The organism is Pusillimonas sp. ANT_WB101, from assembly GCF_008369125.1.
Classification (GTDB): domain Bacteria; phylum Pseudomonadota; class Gammaproteobacteria; order Burkholderiales; family Burkholderiaceae_B; genus Allopusillimonas.
In genome coordinates, this window is the sequence record NZ_VOAY01000003.1 from 640,250 (window position 1) to 658,039 (window position 17,790).

22 protein-coding genes are annotated in these 17,790 nt (G+C 55.6%); 19 read left to right on the top strand and 3 right to left on the bottom strand.

What is annotated here, in order from left to right; translation table 11 throughout:
• Nucleotides 1-4: 4 nt before the first annotated feature.
• The 16 genes from rpsH to dsbD all read left to right on the top strand — a co-directional run bounded on the left by rpsH (nt 5) and on the right by dsbD (nt 10,099).
• Nucleotides 5-400, top strand: coding sequence for a 30S ribosomal protein S8 (gene rpsH / locus FQ179_RS15670; RefSeq protein WP_149398227.1), 396 nt, complete (start codon nt 5-7; stop codon nt 398-400).
• A 10-nt stretch (nt 401-410) separates the two neighbouring features.
• A complete protein-coding gene (gene rplF, locus FQ179_RS15675) occupies nt 411-944 on the top strand; it encodes a 50S ribosomal protein L6 (protein ID WP_149398228.1) in 534 nt (177 codons plus the stop codon).
• A 21-nt stretch (nt 945-965) separates the two neighbouring features.
• Nucleotides 966-1,331 (top strand): 50S ribosomal protein L18, encoded by a 366-nt coding sequence (gene rplR / locus FQ179_RS15680; RefSeq protein WP_149398229.1) that lies wholly within the window; start codon nt 966-968, stop codon nt 1,329-1,331.
• A 12-nt stretch (nt 1,332-1,343) separates the two neighbouring features.
• Nucleotides 1,344-1,862 carry a 30S ribosomal protein S5 gene (gene rpsE, locus FQ179_RS15685; RefSeq protein WP_149398230.1) on the top strand — a complete coding sequence of 173 codons (519 nt, stop codon included), beginning with the start codon at nt 1,344-1,346 and terminating at the stop codon, nt 1,860-1,862.
• A 3-nt stretch (nt 1,863-1,865) separates the two neighbouring features.
• Nucleotides 1,866-2,051, top strand: a complete 186-nt coding sequence (gene rpmD / locus FQ179_RS15690; RefSeq protein WP_149398231.1) for a 50S ribosomal protein L30 — start codon at nt 1,866-1,868, stop codon at nt 2,049-2,051.
• A gap of 10 nt (nt 2,052-2,061) precedes the next feature.
• Complete coding sequence (gene rplO / locus FQ179_RS15695; RefSeq protein WP_149398232.1) at nt 2,062-2,502, top strand: 50S ribosomal protein L15; 441 nt, start codon at nt 2,062-2,064, stop codon at nt 2,500-2,502.
• A gap of 9 nt (nt 2,503-2,511) precedes the next feature.
• Complete coding sequence (gene secY / locus FQ179_RS15700; protein WP_149398233.1) at nt 2,512-3,837, top strand: preprotein translocase subunit SecY; 1,326 nt, start codon at nt 2,512-2,514, stop codon at nt 3,835-3,837.
• Nucleotides 3,838-3,844: 7 nt separating this feature from the next.
• Nucleotides 3,845-4,063 carry a translation initiation factor IF-1 gene (gene infA, locus FQ179_RS15705; protein WP_137238715.1) on the top strand — a complete coding sequence of 73 codons (219 nt, stop codon included), beginning with the start codon at nt 3,845-3,847 and terminating at the stop codon, nt 4,061-4,063.
• A gap of 31 nt (nt 4,064-4,094) precedes the next feature.
• On the top strand, nt 4,095-4,208 hold the full coding sequence (gene rpmJ / locus FQ179_RS15710; RefSeq protein WP_003805360.1) for a 50S ribosomal protein L36: 114 nt from the start codon (nt 4,095-4,097) through the stop codon (nt 4,206-4,208).
• Nucleotides 4,209-4,243: 35 nt separating this feature from the next.
• Nucleotides 4,244-4,609, top strand: coding sequence for a 30S ribosomal protein S13 (rpsM, locus tag FQ179_RS15715; protein ID WP_137238714.1), 366 nt, complete (start codon nt 4,244-4,246; stop codon nt 4,607-4,609).
• Between the two features lie 15 nt (nt 4,610-4,624).
• Nucleotides 4,625-5,026 (top strand): 30S ribosomal protein S11, encoded by a 402-nt coding sequence (gene rpsK / locus FQ179_RS15720; RefSeq protein WP_149398234.1) that lies wholly within the window; start codon nt 4,625-4,627, stop codon nt 5,024-5,026.
• Between the two features lie 11 nt (nt 5,027-5,037).
• Nucleotides 5,038-5,661: a 30S ribosomal protein S4 gene (gene rpsD / locus FQ179_RS15725; protein WP_149398235.1), complete on the top strand. Its 624-nt coding sequence runs from the start codon at nt 5,038-5,040 to the stop codon at nt 5,659-5,661.
• Between the two features lie 244 nt (nt 5,662-5,905).
• A complete protein-coding gene (rpoA, locus tag FQ179_RS15730) occupies nt 5,906-6,895 on the top strand; it encodes a DNA-directed RNA polymerase subunit alpha (RefSeq protein ID WP_149398236.1) in 990 nt (329 codons plus the stop codon).
• A gap of 172 nt (nt 6,896-7,067) precedes the next feature.
• Nucleotides 7,068-7,451, top strand: a complete 384-nt coding sequence (rplQ, locus tag FQ179_RS15735; RefSeq protein ID WP_149398237.1) for a 50S ribosomal protein L17 — start codon at nt 7,068-7,070, stop codon at nt 7,449-7,451.
• A 204-nt stretch (nt 7,452-7,655) separates the two neighbouring features.
• Complete coding sequence (cutA, locus tag FQ179_RS15740) at nt 7,656-8,048, top strand: divalent-cation tolerance protein CutA (protein WP_149398238.1); 393 nt, start codon at nt 7,656-7,658, stop codon at nt 8,046-8,048.
• 26 nt (nt 8,049-8,074) lie between these two features.
• The gene (gene dsbD / locus FQ179_RS15745; RefSeq protein ID WP_149398239.1) at nt 8,075-10,099 is read left to right on the top strand and encodes a protein-disulfide reductase DsbD; all 2,025 of its coding nucleotides are present in this window, start codon (nt 8,075-8,077) and stop codon (nt 10,097-10,099) included.
• Between the two features lie 286 nt (nt 10,100-10,385).
• Here dsbD and hemB read toward each other — a convergent pair whose 3' ends face one another.
• On the bottom strand, nt 10,386-11,402 hold the full coding sequence (hemB, locus tag FQ179_RS15750; protein WP_149398240.1) for a porphobilinogen synthase: 1,017 nt from the start codon (nt 11,400-11,402) through the stop codon (nt 10,386-10,388).
• Nucleotides 11,403-11,448: 46 nt separating this feature from the next.
• Nucleotides 11,449-12,072, bottom strand: coding sequence for a ribosome biogenesis GTP-binding protein YihA/YsxC (gene yihA, locus FQ179_RS15755; RefSeq protein ID WP_149398241.1), 624 nt, complete (start codon nt 12,070-12,072; stop codon nt 11,449-11,451).
• A gap of 153 nt (nt 12,073-12,225) precedes the next feature.
• Between yihA and FQ179_RS15760 the strand changes: the two genes are divergently transcribed.
• The 3 genes from FQ179_RS15760 (at nt 12,226) to ccsB (ending at nt 16,564) form a co-directional block, all read left to right on the top strand.
• Nucleotides 12,226-12,927, top strand: coding sequence for a cytochrome c (locus FQ179_RS15760; protein WP_149398242.1), 702 nt, complete (start codon nt 12,226-12,228; stop codon nt 12,925-12,927).
• Nucleotides 12,928-13,131: 204 nt separating this feature from the next.
• Entirely contained in the window at nt 13,132-15,192 is a 2,061-nt protein-coding gene (locus tag FQ179_RS15765; RefSeq protein ID WP_370459884.1) for a cytochrome c biogenesis protein ResB, read from the top strand.
• Nucleotides 15,193-15,205: 13 nt separating this feature from the next.
• Entirely contained in the window at nt 15,206-16,564 is a 1,359-nt protein-coding gene (gene ccsB, locus FQ179_RS15770; protein ID WP_188074627.1) for a c-type cytochrome biogenesis protein CcsB, read from the top strand.
• A 239-nt stretch (nt 16,565-16,803) separates the two neighbouring features.
• On the opposite strand, the gene FQ179_RS15775 is transcribed toward ccsB, so the two are convergent.
• Nucleotides 16,804-17,790, bottom strand: a complete 987-nt coding sequence (locus FQ179_RS15775) for a spore coat U domain-containing protein (protein ID WP_149398243.1) — start codon at nt 17,788-17,790, stop codon at nt 16,804-16,806.

The following is a 17,790-nucleotide window of genomic DNA, read 5'->3' on the forward strand; positions in this document are numbered from 1 at the left end:
ATACATGAGCATGAGCGATCCCATCGCCGACATGTTGACCCGTGTGCGTAACGCGCAAATGGTTAACAAAACGTCGGTAAGCATGCCCTCCTCGAAGCTTAAGGTAGCTATTGCTGCCGTGCTGAAAGACGAAGGCTATATCGACAGTTTCCAGATCACGGGCGACCAGGCTAAGCCGGTTCTCGAGATCACCCTCAAATATTACGCTGGCCGTCCGGTCATCGAGCGTATCGACCGTGTTTCACGTCCAGGGCTGCGTATCTACAAAAGCAGCAAAACCATTCCGCACGTCATGAATGGTCTGGGTGTTGCAATCGTGTCGACGCCGCGCGGTGTCATGACTGATCGCAAGGCGCGCGCCACGGGCGTGGGCGGCGAAGTACTTTGCTACGTGGCATAAGGAGAATCATATGTCACGTATTGCCAAGTACCCCGTTCCCGTACCCCAAGGCGTAGAAGCCACCATCAGTGCTGGTCAAATTGTTGTAAAGGGCCCTTTGGGCACGCTGCAGCAGACCGTCAATGATGATGTGGTCATCCGTCAGGAAGACAACCAACTTTCCGTTGCTGTTGCCAACGACTCCCGCCAGGCGAAAGCCATGTCGGGCACCATGCGCGCGCTTGTCGCCAACATGGTTACAGGCGTCAGCAAGGGCTTCGAACGCAAGCTGAACCTGGTCGGCGTGGGTTTCCGCGCTCAGATCCAGGGCAATGCCGTTAAGCTTCAGCTTGGTTTCTCGCACGATATCGTGCACCAACTGCCTGAAGGCATCAAGGCTGAATGTCCTACCCAGACGGAAATCGTCATCAAGGGTTCCGACAAACAGATCGTTGGTCAGGTGGCCGCAGAAATCCGCGCGTACCGCGAACCCGAGCCTTACAAAGGCAAGGGCGTGCGTTACGCCGATGAGCGCGTCATCATCAAAGAAACCAAGAAGAAATAAGCGCGCAGGCAAGGACGAATCATGGACAAGAAAATCTCTCGTTTGCGTCGTGCAGTTGCGACCCGCCGGAAAATCTCCGAGCTGCGTGTACACCGCTTGTCGGTATACCGCTCCAACACGCACATTTATGCAAACATCATTTCGCCGGAAGGTGATCGTGTGCTCATCAGCGCTTCGACGCTCGAGCCCGAGGTGCGCAAAGAGCTGGCCAGCAACAAAGCTAACGGTGGCGATACAGCCGCTGCTGGCCTCGTTGGCAAGCGCGTCGCCGAAAAAGCAAAAGCCGCCGGTATCGAGCTGGTAGCGTTTGATCGTTCGGGCTTCCGTTATCATGGCCGCGTCAAGGCGTTGGCCGAAGCCGCGCGTGAAGCCGGCCTGAAGTTCTAAAGGAATTGTCAAATGGCTAAAGCACAAGGCAAACACGCCGCCGACGAGCGCGACGACGGCTTCCGCGAAAAAATGATCGCGGTCAACCGTGTCAGCAAGGTAGTTAAGGGTGGTCGCACCATGAGCTTCGCTGCGCTGAGCGTGGTTGGCGACGGCGACGGCCGCATCGGCATGGGCAAAGGTAAAGCCCGTGAAGTGCCCGTTGCTGTACAGAAAGCAATGGAACAGGCTCGTCGCGGTCTTTACAAAGTGCCGCTTAAAAATGGCACTATTCATCACACAGTTGTCGGCCAGCACGGCGCCTCCAAGGTGCTCATCTCGCCGGCCGCAGAAGGTACTGGCGTAATTGCCGGCGGCCCCATGCGCGCCATTTTTGAAGTAATGGGCGTACGTAACGTCGTTGCAAAAAGCCTCGGCTCAAGCAACCCGTACAACATGGTCCGCGCAACCCTCAACGGCCTGCGTGCCTGCTCGACTCCTTCCGAAGTTGCTGCCAAGCGCGGCAAGTCGGTAGAAGAAATACTGGGGTAAGTCATGGCACAGAAAGAAATAAAAGTTACTCTCGTGCGCTCTGTTATCGGCACCAAACAGTCTCACCGCGCTACTGTTCGCGGCCTGGGCCTGGGTCGTGTAAATAGCAGCCGCGTATTAGTCGATACGCCCGAGGTGCGTGGGATGATCCGTAAAGTGGATTATCTGGTCACCGTCTCGGAAGCCTGAAGGAATCGAGATGTCAGAAACTCAACTTAATACGCTAAGCCCTGCCGAAGGCAGCAAGCGCGCGCGTCGTCGCGTGGGCCGTGGCATAGGCTCCGGCTTCGGTAAAACTGCTGGCCGTGGTCACAAAGGCCAAAAGTCCCGTACCGGTGGCTTCCACAAGGTCGGTTTTGAAGGCGGCCAGATGCCCCTTCAGCGTCGTCTGCCCAAGCGTGGTTTTACCTCGCTAACCAAGCGCCTGACGGCTCAGGTTCGCCTGTCCGACCTGCAGGCACTGCCAGTCGACGAAATCGACGTGCAAGTGCTCAAGCAAGCCGGTATCGTGGGTCAATCCGTGCGTTTTGCCAAAGTAATCAAGTCGGGTGAACTTTCCCGCAAGGTTACGCTGAAAGGCATTGCTGCTACGGCCGGCGCACGCGTCGCAATTGAAGCAGCCGGCGGCTCGCTGGCTTAAGGGGTAACGGTGGCTAAAGCACAGGCTCAGAGTAAAACAGGTTCGCGATACGGCGATCTCAAGCGTCGCGTCGTTTTCCTGCTGCTCGCCCTGGTTGTCTACCGGCTGGGCACGCACATACCTGTACCGGGTATTAACCCCGACGCGCTGGCCGACATGTTCCAGCAGAACCAGAGCGGTATTCTGGGTCTGTTCAACATGTTCTCTGGCGGTGCGCTCGAACGGTTCTCGGTGTTTGCCCTGGGCATCATGCCTTACATCTCGGCCTCCATCATTATGCAGTTGATGGCGGTTGTGGTGCCTACGCTTGAAGCCATCAAAAAAGAAGGCGAATCCGGGCGGCGCAAGATCACCCAGTACACCCGCTACGGCACGGTGTTTCTGGCCTTGTTCCAGGCCATAGGTATTTCGGTTGCGCTCGAGTCGCAACCGGGCTTGGTCATCGATCCGGGTATGCTTTTCCGGTTTACTACCATCGTCACCCTGGTTACCGGCACCATGTTCATCATGTGGTTGGGCGAACAGATAACCGAACGCGGTATCGGCAATGGTATTTCCATTCTGATCTTCGCAGGTATTGTGGCAGGCCTGCCCAGCGCGCTTACTGGCATGCTGGATCTGGTCCGCACTGATGCCATGTCTGTATTATCGGCGCTGTTCATCTTCGCACTGGTGATTCTCGTTACCTACTTTGTCGTGTTCGTCGAGCGTGGTCAGCGACGTGTCACGGTTAATTACGCCAAACGCCAGGTTGGCAACAAGATCTACGGTGGGCAAAGTTCGCATCTGCCCCTGAAGCTGAATATGTCCGGTGTCATTCCGCCCATTTTCGCTTCGTCGATCATTCTGTTGCCCGCCACCATCACCAGCTGGTTCTCCAGCAACCCCAACATGCGTTGGCTTGGTGATATGGCTGCGGCGTTGTCGCCTGGGCAACCGCTTTACATTACGCTTTACGCTGCACTAATTATCTTCTTTTGCTTTTTCTATACAGCACTGGTGTTTAACAGTCGTGAAACAGCAGACAACCTGAAGAAAAGCGGTGCATTTGTTCCGGGTATCCGACCTGGTGAGCAGACAAGTCGTTATATCGACAAGATATTGATGCGTCTGACATTGGCCGGTGCTATCTACATTACTGTGGTCTGCCTCTTGCCAGAACTGATGCAGGCACGCTGGAATGTACCGTTTTATTTTGGTGGAACCTCTTTGTTAATTATCGTGGTGGTGACCATGGACTTCATGGCACAGGCCCAGGCCTACATGATGTCTCACCAGTACGACTCGCTGCTCAAGAAGGCTAACTTCAAGGGTGCGGGAATGCCAATGCGGTAAATAGAGAATGACAAAAGACGACGTCATACAAATGCAGGGAGAGGTTCTCGAGAACCTTCCCAACGCAACATTTCGCGTCAAGCTAGAAAACGGCCATATTGTTCTTGGCCACATATCGGGCAAGATGCGCATGCATTACATCCGGATCCTGCCGGGCGACAAGGTCACAGTGGAACTAACACCCTATGACCTGTCTCGCGCCAGGATTGTCTTCCGCTCTAAATAAGCGGCCGGTTAAAGGAAACTAGGAGTCAACCATGAAGGTAATGGCATCGGTAAAGCGGATCTGCCGCAACTGCAAGATCATTAAACGTCACGGCGTGGTGCGAGTCATCTGCACTGACCCACGTCACAAGCAGCGTCAAGGCTAATGGCCTCAACGCAACGGATTTAACAAGGAAAAGTCATGGCCCGTATTGCTGGCATTAACATTCCGCCGCATCAACACGCCGAAATCGGACTGACCGCGATTTTTGGTATTGGTCGCACTCGCGCTCGCAAAATTTGCGAAGCGGCGGGCGTCGAGCTCTCCAAAAAAGTCAAAGATCTGACCGACACCGAGCTTGAGCGCATTCGTGAACACGTAGGCGTGTTCACAGTCGAAGGCGATTTGCGTCGTGAAGTACAACTGTCGATCAAGCGTCTGATCGATCTGGGAACCTACCGTGGTCTGCGTCATAAGCGTGGTCTGCCTGTGCGTGGTCAACGCACCCGTACCAACGCCCGCACCCGCAAGGGGCCGCGTCGCGCTGCTGCTTCCCTGAAGAAATAATCGAGGAATTAGAAGATGGCGAAAGCTTCCAACAGCGGCGCATCGCGCGCTCGCAAAAAAGTCAAGAAGAGCGTATCGGACGGCATTGCGCACGTTCACGCGTCCTTCAATAATACGATCATCACCATTACCGACCGTCAGGGCAATGCCCTGTCTTGGGCGACATCTGGTGGCGCCGGCTTTAAGGGCTCGCGCAAATCCACGCCGTTTGCAGCACAGGTCGCCGCTGAGTCAGCTGGCCGCCAGGCTCAAGAGTACGGCATCAAAACACTCGAAGTACGCATTAAGGGACCCGGCCCAGGCCGTGAATCGTCCGTGCGCGCTCTGAATGCTCTGGGTATCAAAATTTCCAGTATTTCAGACATCACACCGATTCCGCATAACGGCTGCCGGCCGCCCAAGCGTCGTCGCATCTAAGGGGAAGCATCTTGGCACGTTATATTGGACCTAAATGCAAGCTCTCGCGTCGCGAGGGTACTGATCTGTTTTTGAAGAGTGCACGCCGCTCGCTTGACTCAAAGTGCAAACTTGAGTCCAAGCCTGGCCAGCATGGCCGCACTTCTGGCGCCCGCACTTCAGACTACGGTCTGCAGCTGCGCGAAAAGCAGAAACTCAAGCGCATGTACGGCGTTCTCGAAAAGCAGTTTCGTAGATACTTTTTCGAAGCTGACCGTCGTCGTGGCAACACAGGCGAAACCTTGATTCAATTGCTCGAATCACGCCTCGACAACGTTGTTTACCGCATGGGCTTCGGCTCCACGCGCGCTGAAGCACGTCAGCTGGTAAACCACCGCGCTGTAGAAGTTAACGGCCACACCGCCGACATCGCTTCTATGCTGGTCAAGGCAGGCGACGTTGTTTCTATTCGTGAAAAAGCCAAGGCACAGCCTCGCATTCGCGAAGCGCTTGATCTTGCAACTGGCCAGGGCTTGCCACAGTGGGTAGAAGTCGACACCGACAAGCTCACCGGTACGTTCAAGCAAGTTCCAGACCGCGCTGATGTCGCTCGCGACGTCAACGAGTCAATGATTGTCGAGCTTTACTCGCGTTAATCATGCTTTCTGCGTGGCGCTTCGGGCTTGTTCCTGAAGCGCCACGCAGGCGTATGGCAGCGTGGTTTCCCGTTATTGCGACGTGTGTCGGCATATTGTCGCGCCCGTCCCGACGGGTCTGCCTGTTTCAGGCGCCATGGTTTCTGCCTATTCAATTTATCAGGCTACTGGTCTTTTGGGCCATCAGTCTTTTTCCATCAGCCTTATCGGTGTAACGAGCCGAGGGTATTGACAAGGAATTTTCATGTCGTCACAAGGTTTTCTAAAGCCCCGCTCCATTGAAGTCGAGCCTGTTGGTAAAAATCACGCCAAAATCGTGATGGAGCCCTTCGAACGTGGCTACGGTCATACGCTGGGTAACGCTCTGCGTCGCATTCTTCTGTCTTCGATGACAGGTTATGCGCCTACTGAAGTTCAGATGACGGGTGTTGTGCACGAGTACTCCACGGTTGCTGGTGTGCGCGAAGACGTTGTCGACGTTTTGCTCAACCTTAAGGGCGTAGTCTTCAAGCTGCACAATCGCGAAGAAGTTACCCTGATCCTGCGCAAGCAGGGTGCTGGTGTTGTTACTGCTGCCGATATTGAACTGCCGCACGACGTCGAGATCATTAACCCTGATCACCACATCGCCACGCTGACCGAAGCCGGTAAGCTTGAAATGCAGATCAAGGTCGAGCAAGGTCGTGGCTATGTGCCCGGTAACGTGCGTGCGCTGTCCGACGACCGCACTCATACCATTGGTCGCATTGTGCTTGATGCCTCATACAGCCCGGTTCGCCGCGTAAGCTATTCGGTTGAAAGCGCGCGTGTTGAACAGCGTACTGACCTCGACAAGCTGGTGCTTGATATCGAAACCAACGGGGTTATCTCTCCAGAAGAAGCTGTACGCCAATCGGCGCGCATACTTATGGATCAGATTTCGGTGTTTGCCGCCCTTGAAGGTGCTGGCGATGCCTACGACACCGCACCGGCCCGTGGCGCTCCGCAGATTGATCCTGTGCTGCTGCGTCCCGTTGACGATCTTGAGCTCACCGTGCGTTCGGCCAACTGCCTTAAGGCCGAAAATATCTACTACATCGGCGATCTCATTCAACGTACCGAGAACGAATTGCTCAAAACCCCTAACCTGGGTCGCAAGTCGCTCAACGAGATCAAAGAAGTGTTGGCTGCACGTGGCCTCACGCTGGGTATGAAGCTCGAAAACTGGCCTCCGCTGGGCCTTGAGCGTCCGTAAGTATTAAGTTGTACCGTCAGGCAACCGGGCAGTGCGCCGGGCTGCCTGGCATGTTAAACCAGGTTTTCCACATATCGTGGTAAACTTCTGCCCCCACCCGGCCCGCAGCGCAGCTGATAGAAGAGCCGGTTAACAGACGGTATCCCCGTCATCAAGATTCAAGGAAAACATCATGCGTCATCGTAGTGGTCTGCGTAAACTAAATCGCACCAGTAGTCACCGTCTTGCCATGTTCCGCAACATGGCTGTGTCGTTAATTACTCACGAAGCGATCAAAACGACATTGCCTAAGGCAAAAGAAATGCGTCGTGTAATTGAGCCTCTGATCACGCTTAGCAAAGAAGCCACAGTGGCCAACCGTCGTCTGGCATTCGCTCGCCTGCGCGATCGTGACGCTGTCACCAAGCTGTTCAATGTAATCGGCCCTCGCTACAAAGAGCGTAATGGTGGTTACACCCGCGTTCTTAAAATGGGTTTCCGTCAGGGCGACAACGCCCCCATGGCTTACATGGAACTGGTCGACCGCCCTGAAGTTGAAGAAGAAAGCGCTGAGTAAGCTTGCGGCGTCTTTTTAAAAGACACATATTTGTAAACTGCGCCCCACAAACTGGTTTTTCCGGTTTGTGGGGCGCAGTCCATTTACGCGTGTTCTATTTGTGCGGCGTAATCGTATGGCACTGTTAATCTGGTCGTCCTGGCGCGGCGGGGCGTCTTGCGCACCAGACAGTACAATCAGTCTGATTTCATTCTGGACTATCCCATGAGCTCTGATCGTCTCGGGGGCATCGCGCCTGAAGGCCTGCCCCACACTGCTTGCGCTGTTGCGGCGTCCGACATTGTGATTGTGCTGAGTAACGCGCCCGATGCCTTGCTGGCGAAGCGTATTGCTCACGTATTGGTTGAAGAACACCTTGCCGCATGTGTGAACCTTGGCGAGGCGGGCCTGTCCATGTACATGTGGCAGGGCACCCTGGAGGGGGCAGAAGAAATTCCCATGGTTATGAAAACCACGATCGAAAGGGCTCCCGCACTCATGGAAAGGCTGCGTCAATTGCATCCCTACGAGGTTCCCGAGATGCTGATACTCCCGGTAGCGGGAGGCTCTCGCGAATATGTCGAGTGGGTGCGCGAGCAGGTCAAGCCGCAAGGCTGATTCATTAAGTTTTCAAGGACGTAAACATGTTGTATTTTGCGCGGTCAGACAACGCGGCCTTTGGTCGGCGTGTAAGTCTGCGGGCGTGCCTGGCGGCTTTCTTTATAGTTATTGTGTCGCTGATGGCGTTTCATTCTGCTATGGCAGAAGAAGATTTTCTCGACCCTGAACAGGCGTTTGTTTTTTCAGCGGCCACGCAAAAGCCCCATGAGCTCTCTGTACATTTCAAGATTGCGCCCAAGTACTACATGTATCGTTCGCGTTTTGAGTTTGCCGTTGATGACGGCACTGACGCATCGGTACTGGGTCAGCCAGTTTTTCCTCAGGGGCAGGTTAAATATGACCCTACCTTTGATGAAAACATGGAGGTCTACCACGATCAGATCACCATACGTGTGCCGTTGCAGGCTGGTGCTGCGCAAGCGTTCAAAGTTTCAATCACGGGGCAGGGCTGCGCAGATGCGGGCCTTTGTTACCCACCCGATACGCGCCAGATTACGCTTTCACCGATAGACGGCGGCTACGCAGCCGCGGGCAAGGGCGTGGTTGCCCGGGTGCCCGACCCAGCTCCGCAGGCAGGCGTATCGGGCGGTGCAAGCAAGGGCACTGGTGCTGGCACCAACGGCGGCGTGGCATCTGGCGCGCCGGGCGGGCAATTAAGCAGCGCGCTGAATCTGGGCGATGCCGGCTTTGCCACGTATCTGTCTCACGCCGGCTTGCTCGAGATTGTCGGATTGTCGCTGCTGCTAGGGCTGTTGCTGTCATTTACCCCATGTGTTTTGCCCATGGTGCCCATTCTGCTGGCCATTCTCATGGGCAGATCGGGTCCGTCGTCCGAAACGACGCAACCGGGTAGAGCAGGGTCTGCAAGCACCAGGGTGCCGCTCACCCGCAAGCGAGGGCTTGCACTGGCGGCTGTCTTTGTGCTGGGCATGTCGTTGGTTTATACCGCGCTAGGCATTGCAGCGGGGCTGGTGGGTGCCAGTCTCGCGGGCTGGCTTCAAACTCCATGGGTGCTGGGTGTCTTCGCCTTTTTGCTGGCTTTGCTGGCGCTGGCGATGTTTGACGTATATACCCTGCAGGCACCCACGGGCATGCAGTCCGCGTTGAACCAGCGCCTTTCCAGGATACCTGGTGGGCATTACGGCGGCGTGTTCATCATGGGCATGCTGTCGGCACTCATCGTCGGCCCGTGCGTGGCAGCACCACTGGCCGGTGTGCTGCTGTTTATTTCGCAAACAGGCGATGTGGTGCTGGGTGGCACGGCGCTGTTTGCGCTGGCCTGGGGGCAGGGCCTGCTGCTGCTGGCGGTGGGCGCGTCCTCGGGCATGTTAATGCCTAAGGCAGGCCCCTGGATGCAAGGCATCAAGCATATCTTTGGCATTTTGCTGCTGGCAACGGCCTGGTGGATGGTTAACTCGGTTGTACCAGATTGGCTGTCCATACTTGGGTGGGCACTGCTGGCCCTTTGGGCGGCCGTCATGCTTGGCGCGTTCGGGGCCATTAATCAGGCGGCTGACGCCGGTGTCGGAGCAGGGCTGCGTAAAGCCTTGGGTCTGGCGTTAGCAGCTTGGGCGCTTATTTTGCTGGTCGGTTTGGCGGCAGGTAGCCGCGACATGCTGCGGCCGCTGGCTGTGTTGACCGCAAGCAGCGGGTCGGGATTTGCAGGGTCTGGGCAACTGGCAGATAGTCCAACACGATTTGTGCGGGTAGGCTCCAGCGAAGAACTCGACCAACTGCTGGCCACCGCAGATCGTCCGGTTATGCTCGATTTTTATGCTGACTGGTGCGTATCGTGCATAGAAATGGAGCGCTTTACGTTTAGCGACCCGGCTGTCGCACAACAAATGTCGCGCATGCTGCTGGTACAGGCTGACGTCACTGACAATACCCCGCAAGACCGCGCCTTGCTGAAGCGTTTCAAGCTGTTTGGGCCACCCGGTATTATCTTTTTTGATCAGCAGGGCGGCGAACTGGATAGTGCGCGCGTCGTCGGTTTTATGAACGCCGAGAAATTTGGCATTGTGCTGGGACGCGTGCTGGGTCAATAAATAATGCGTACTTACCGGCAACCGGGGCGCAGGGCATCATGCTACTGCGATTTGTTGTGGCGCGCGGGGCCGCGCCATTGTTACGGGATGCCAGCATCCAGACGCCAGCACAGGCAACGAGCAACAGGCAACGAGCAACAGGCAACGAGCAACAGGCAGCGACGAGCAAGCAATAGGCAACGACGAGCAAGCAACGACCAGCAAGCACCAGGCAGCCAAGAAACAGAAGCTAGCAACAAGGGGCAAGGCGGGCACTGTGTTCAAGTGCCGCGCCTTGTTTTGGCCTTTAGGCCTGAGCCTTGAGCAGTCTGGCCGCTTCAATGGCAAAGTAGGTCAGAATGCCATCGGCGCCGGCGCGCTTGAAGGCCACCAGTGATTCCATCATGACCTTGTCGTGATCAAGCCAGCCATTATCTGATGCGGCCTTGATCATGGCGTACTCACCGCTTACCTGGTAAGCATACGTGGGCATGCCAAACGCATCTTTGACCTCACGCAGTACATCGAGGTAGGGCAGGCCGGGTTTTACCATGACCATGTCGGCGCCTTCGCGGATATCGGCTGCAACCTCACGCAGGGCTTCGAGGCGGTTGGCAGGGTCCATCTGGTAGGTGAACTTGTTTGATTTGCCCAAGTTGGCTGCCGAGCCTACAGCATCGCGGAAAGGCCCGTAAAAGGCGCTGGCATATTTGGCCGAATAGGCCATGATGCGTGTATAGATGTAGCGTTCGGCTTCAAGCGCCTGACGTATGGTACCTATGCGGCCGTCCATCATGTCGCTGGGCGCCACGATGTCGACACCAGCCTGAGCCTGCACCAGGGCCTGCCGGGTAAGGATCTCGACAGTAGGCTCGTTGAGTACATAGCCGTCATCGTCAATGACGCCATCCTGGCCATGGCTGGTATAGGGGTCAAGCGCTACGTCTGTCAGTATGCCGAGCTCTGGAAAGCGTTGCTTTAACGCCGCCACGACACGTGGCATCAGCCCGTCAGGGTTGGCGGCCTCGACGCCGTCAGGGGTTTTTAGATCAGCCTCAATAACCGGGAACAGCGCCAGCACCGGGATACCCAGGGCGACGCATTCTTCGGCCACCTCAAGTACTGTGTCGGGCGAGTAGCGCACGATGCCCGGCATGGAGGGTACAGCTTCGTGTACGCCATTGCCTTCGCGCACAAACACTGGGTAGATCAGGTCGTTGGCGGTAAGCACGTTTTCGCGTACCAACCGACGTGAGAATTCATCACAGCGATTGCGGCGCATGCGGGTAACAGGGAACTCAGGGGGTAATACAAACTTCGTCATTGCAAAAAACTCCGTGAAACCACGCTTTTATGGAGCGTGGAGAGCATCAAGGTACGACCTTGGGAGAAATCCAGTTTTCGATCTGGGCGGTGGCTGTGTCCAGGCCTATGCGTTCTGTGGCCGAAAACGGCACGGTATTAAGAGCACCGATCTCGGCAAGCTCTTTTTGGACCGCAGCAACGGCCTTTAGTCTTTGCCCATAAGGCAGCTTGTCGGCCTTGGTAAGTAATGCCAGCACAGGAATGCCGGTGGGTGCGATCCAGTCGGCCATGCGCTTGTCGAGGTCAGTAACGCCACGACGTATGTCAATGAGCATGACCACGCCGGCCAACGAGGTGCGGGTACGCAGGTAGCCGCCAAGGGTATCTGCCCAGTCTTCTTTTTCTTGGCGGGCTACCGAGGCATAACCGTAGCCTGGCAGGTCGACCAGAAAGCCCAGGTGTGCCCCAGGCTCGATTGGGTCGGGGATGCCGAATAAATTGATGAGGCGCGTACGCCCCGGTGTTTTACTGGAGAATGCCAACCTGCGCTGATTGGTCAGCACATTGATGGCGGAAGACTTGCCAGAGTTGGACCGCCCGACGAAGCAAACCTCTGCTGTTGTAGGAGGCGGAAGCTGTTCAAGAAGGGCCGCCGAAACGGTAAAGGAAGCGCGATGCAGTATGGACACTGGAGGTACCTGAGTTATTCATTCAACCGCTATTGTATAATCGCAGGTTTGAAACAGTTGCGTCATTTTTGCTAAGCCCCATTTTAAGTGGAAATGGCGTTGTCATAGTGGTGTCTATGACACCCTGATCGAACATCGATCGTCGAGGTCCTCATGAAGCGCATGCTTTCCAGTTTCGTAGTAGCCGGCGTATTGGCGCTTGGCTCTTCCGTAGCCTCTCTTGCCTATGCGGCAGATATCGCGGTGGCTAAGCCAGACGCCGCCAAAGGCGAGCAACTGTATGCCAACGGGGATATGGCCCGCGGCGTGCTGGCCTGTGCCAGTTGCCACGGCGCAGCGGGCAACAGCACAATTCCGCTAAACCCCAATCTGTCGCATCAGCCGCACGAGTATCTCGTCAAGCAGCTGATTGATTTCGCCCCACAAGGCGAAGGCAAGGCGCCTAAACGCGGAGGCTCTAATGGTGCGCCTTCGGTTATGACGGCGTTTGCTTCGGCACTTACTGAAGAAGACCGGCAAAACGTGGCTTACTATCTGGCGCAGCAAGCGCTAGACCCAAAAACGGCAGCTACGGCCACCAATGAAGGCACCATGGAGCGTGGTCAGCATATCTGGCGTGGTGGCGTGCCTGATCGCAATGTGCCAGCCTGTGCTGGCTGTCATTCGCCCAACGGCGCTGGCATTCCGGCTAACTACCCACGCTTGTCGGGCCAGCACCCCGAATACATTGCGGAACAACTTAAGTTGTTCCGCAGCGGTGATCGCGGTAATAATGTGATCATGCAAGAAATTGCCGACCGCATGTCTGATTCTGATATCGCTGCCGTGGCAGACTACGCTGCCGGTCTGCGGTAAACAAACGCCTCGGCATAAGCCTCGCCCCGCAGGGCGAGGTTAATCGAGGCTGTCGTCAGTGGGGGCTAAAGGCTTCCTGAAGTAGTAGCACACAAGCTTAGGCCACCCAGGCCGGAGTTCTTCACACGCGCTTTCGTTGCGCGCCTGATGCCTGCGGCAATACGTTTAGAATAGGGAGAAGCTGATAGTGGCGTCCCCCTTTTTATGAAGCAAGGCCCTGTGAACAAATCTTTTTCCGCGCGCGGTCTACCTGCAGATCTACTTGATTTGCTGGGGTCCATGCGGTTTGCCGTCAGCCTGCTGATGTTTATCTGTGTCGCCAGCATTATCGGCACGGTACTTGAACAAAACCAGGCCACCAATTTGTATATTGATCGGTTTGGCCCATTCTGGTTTGAAGTCTTCAACAAGTTTTCCATCTGGCAAATTTACAACAGCTGGTGGTTTTTGCTGATCATGGCGTTTCTGGTCGTCTCGACCACCATCTGTCTGCTACGCAATTCACCCAAGTTTTTACGTGATGCACAGTCGTTTCGCGAATACGTGCGCGCAAGCAGTCTCAAATCATTTCACCACCGGGTTGAAACCGTCAGCAACGTGCCGCCAGCCGAAAGCCGGGCGCGCGTAGAGGGCTGGCTCAAGGGCCATGGCTATCGCTTTCGGGTAAGGGAAGACGAAACCGGTGTAATGCTGGCCGCAAAAAAAGGCGGTGCCAACCGTCTGGGCTATATCTTCGCCCATGCTGCCATTGTTATTATCTGCTTGGGTGGTTTGCTCGACAGCGAGCTGCCAGTGCGTTTGCAGATGTGGCTGGGTGGGAAGACACCCATTACCGAAAATATGCTGATCTCCCAGGTGCCTGAGTCAGGCCGCTTGTCTGCAGCGAACCCCAGTTTTCGAGCCAACATGCTGGTGCCTGAGGGCGCAACGACCGCAACCGGCATTGTGGCGGTAGACAATGGCGTGCTGGTGCAGCCCTTGCCGTTTTCGCTCAAGCTCGACAAATTTGTTGTCGATTACTACTCGACGGGCATGCCCAGTAGCTTTAAAAGCATGGTGCAGGTTACCGACCCTGACACGGGCAAATCCTTTGAGCAAACCATCGAGGTTAACGAGCCTCTAAGGTACAAAGGCGTTACGGTTTATCAGTCTAGCTTCGACGATGGCGGCAGTAAATTGATGCTTACCGGCTACCCGCTGGTTGGCGCCCGCAACCAGCCTTTTGAAGTCAATGGTGTCGTGGGCGAAGACGCGGCGATTACGGTAGACAACGACGCCAGCAAGATGCCGCTAAATGTACAGTTTACGGGCCTGCGCGTGATCAACGTTGAAGATCTCAGCGGCGGGGGCGCGCCTCAGCCCAAAGCCATGCTTGAGCATGTGGCAGCGGTAACAGGAAGCGCGGCGGGTGCCAAAAACGAAAATCTGCGTAACGTAGGCCCGAGCGTGCAGTATCGCATTACAGGCAGCGATGGCCAGTCGCATGAATTTACCAATTACATGCTGCCCGTCATGCTGGATGGCAGCAGTGTGTTTCTGGCGGGTGTTCGCGAAAATGAAGGGCAGCCTTGGCGCTACGTGCGGATTCCGGCCGATGCCGATAGTTCAATAAAAGAATTCATGGACTTGCGGGCCGCACTGGCTGTGCCAGCCATGGTGCACCAGGCTGCCGTGCGTTTTGCGCAAAAAAATGCCAATACCGGTATTCAGCAGCCATTGCTTGAAAAAGCCGCACAGGGAGCATTGGAAACCTTTTATAGGTCGGGTTTTGACGGTATTATTAAAGACGTACCCGAGGGTCAGCGTGAGCAGGTTCTCGGGTTTGCCGTGCCCATGATACAGCTCACCCTCACAGAACTGCGTGACATCATGCGTGAACAAACCGGTCGACCAGCGGTCCAACACGACGCTGCTGCAGGTCGCGAGGCCGAAGCTTGGGTGCAAATGGCCTTGCTGGGCCTGGCCAATTTGCCTGATTACCCGGCGCCGGTGCTTCTGTCGCTTAAAACCTTTGATCAGGTCGAGGCCAGTGTATTTCAGGTAGCACGTACACCAGGTAAAAATACCGTATACCTTGGTAGTCTGTTTTTGATTATTGGCGTGTTTTCCATGTTTTATATCCGCGACAGACGCATCTGGGTGTGGATTAAACCGAAAGGCAAAGGCACAGAGATGCTGGCAGCCATGACATCACAGCGTCGCACTCTTGATTTCAACCACGAGTTCGACCGCTTTAAAGAGGCGTTCAAGCGCCTCAGCACTTAACGAGGCAATCTTTATGTCTGAGTCCACAACCTATAGCGGTGCGCCAATGTGGCAGCCCACCATGACCGCCAGTGGCGATGGTCGTGGGCACCGCGGCAAACCCGACTGGACGGATATCGCCTTCTTCTTGCTTCTGGCCGGGGGGGCAGCCTACGCGCTGTTCAATCTCGGCCACAGCATGGATTACTACGAAAAGCTCATTCTCTGTGGCGCGGTAGGGCTTTTATCATGGATGGCCTGGCTGTGGCGCCCCCTGCGCACGCTCATGCTGGCCAGCGGCCTGAGTGCCTTGTTTGCCATCTGGCTGTACAGCGGTGGCCAGGGTTTGGAGCAGGGTGATCTTTCCCGTGCTGAAACCGTCTTTTTCCTCAAGTACCTGTTTTCATCGCAGTCGGCTGTTCTCTGGATGTGTTCGCTGTTTGTGCTGGCCATGGTCTGCTATTGGATAGGCTTTGTCAGCGATACCGCTGCGTGGCTGGGCACGGTGCTTACCTGGTCGGCGGTTTACGCTGGCACCACAGGCATGCTGGTGCGTTGGCGTGAAGGGCATTTGCTGGGGCCTGATATTGGCCATATACCCGTCAGCAACCTGTATGAAGTATTTGTTCTGTTTTCGCTGATTACGGCGCTGTTTTACCTGTACTACGAACGTCGGTATGCCACACGTGCACTGGGCGGCTTTGTGCTCATGGTAATAAGCTCGGCTGTCGTCTTTTTGCTGTGGTATTCGTTTACCCGTGATGCATTCCAGATCCAGCCCCTGGTGCCGGCGCTTAAAAGTTGGTGGATGAAGCTGCACGTGCCGGCCAACTTTATCGGATATGGCACATTTTCGCTGGCTGCCATGGTCGGGTTTGCCTACCTGGTTAAAGAACACGGCGAAACACGCTCACGTGCCAAGCTGATACCCGTGTTTTTACTGGGTGCGATACTTTGTGCCGAACCCATGATCTTCGGGTCGCGAGAGTTTTCGCCCACCTGGATGATTTATTTTGGTATTGGGGCCCTTGTTGTTGGCACCATTCTGGCATTCAGGGGCACGATTGCAGCACGCCTGCCTTCGCTCCAGGTGCTCGACGACATTATGTACCGGGCCATTGCCATTGGTTTCGCCTTTTTTACGGTGGCCACCATTTTGGGTGCACTGTGGGCCGCCGATGCCTGGGGTACATACTGGCAGTGGGATCCAAAAGAAACCTGGGCGCTTATTGTGTGGCTTAACTATGCGGCCTGGTTGCATATGCGCCTCATGAAGGGGCTGCGAGGCAGCATGGCGGCATACTGGGCGCTCGGCGGCCTGCTGATCACCAGCTTCGCCTTCCTGGGTGTGAACATGTTCTTATCGGGGCTGCACTCGTACGGCGAGCTGTAGCACATACGACGCACAGTCAGTTTCCTGGGTGTGCGTTGGTTTGATGGTGTGGACGTGCTGTGATACACCCGTCGGGCAAATGCAGAGATTAGATGAGCACCCAAGGCTTGGCAACTGCAAAGCCTAAACCAGTAAAAAGCAAAAGGCCGGCTCTTCATGAACCGGCCTTTTGCTTTTCGGGCAGCAGGTTGCGTTACTTAGCTCGTAACAGCAGATCTACGCGTCACTGTGGCCCGTGTTCAATAGGTAACCGTCACCACAATCGTATCTTGATAGTTTCCGCCGCCAGGCATGGTTTGGGGGCGTACCCGGCCATATACGGTCAGCGTCTGAGGCATGCCAATCCCCGCAGTTTCCACCCCAGAACTTGAATCGTTGCCCCACCGAGTGGAGCGGCTGGAGTTCTGGTACAGCTCATATGGGATATAGCCAGTTGTGCCCCGCATTCTCCTTGTTGTGCCGCTGGCGTTCAGGCCGTTGTTCAAACCTATTTTGTACGCGGTGTTTTGACTGCACGTTACGGTAATCGCCGACGTGCTGTCAACATTGTGGTTAAGAATGCCGTCTACGCTGCCGAAACTCATGTCGGAGGCGGATTCGATGCGGCAGGTGTTAGAAAGCGAGGCCCCTACATACATGGTGGTTGACAGCGTTTTCATCTGCGGGCTTTCGCATGTGGGAATTGCACCGGTATACGCCATGTAGGATAGCGTTACCGGTATGGTGTGACCATAATTCTGCCCACCCATGTAACTATTCTGGCTTGTAGGTTTGATCTCACCGTAGATCGGTATGTTTTGAGTGGTGGTGTACGCTGGTACGGTAAGGCCAATCTTTAATGGTGGGGCGTTTCCACCAGCAGCCAGACTGCCCACGACTTGGGTGCGCGCGGCGTCGGCGTATAGGGTATAGCCTACGTAATAGCCACTGACGGATCCATGCAGGATAGGCATGTAGCGTGGGTTATAGCCTGTACGGGTGGGGTCCTGCCCTATACTGAAACAGAATAGCGCGGGTGTTGGTGTGCTTCCGTTATTGCAGCTGAAACCAAGGTTCGCCGACGACGTTGCGACCGAATTACCATTCATGTCGACCGTGCCAAATTGCAAGCCTTGCGCCCAGGTCGTGTTGCAGGTGAGCTGAGCATGTGCATTGCCGCAAGACGCCATAGCTATCAATATGCCTGGCAGTATGGCAGTCAGCAGTCTGTGATTTATTTTTATCAT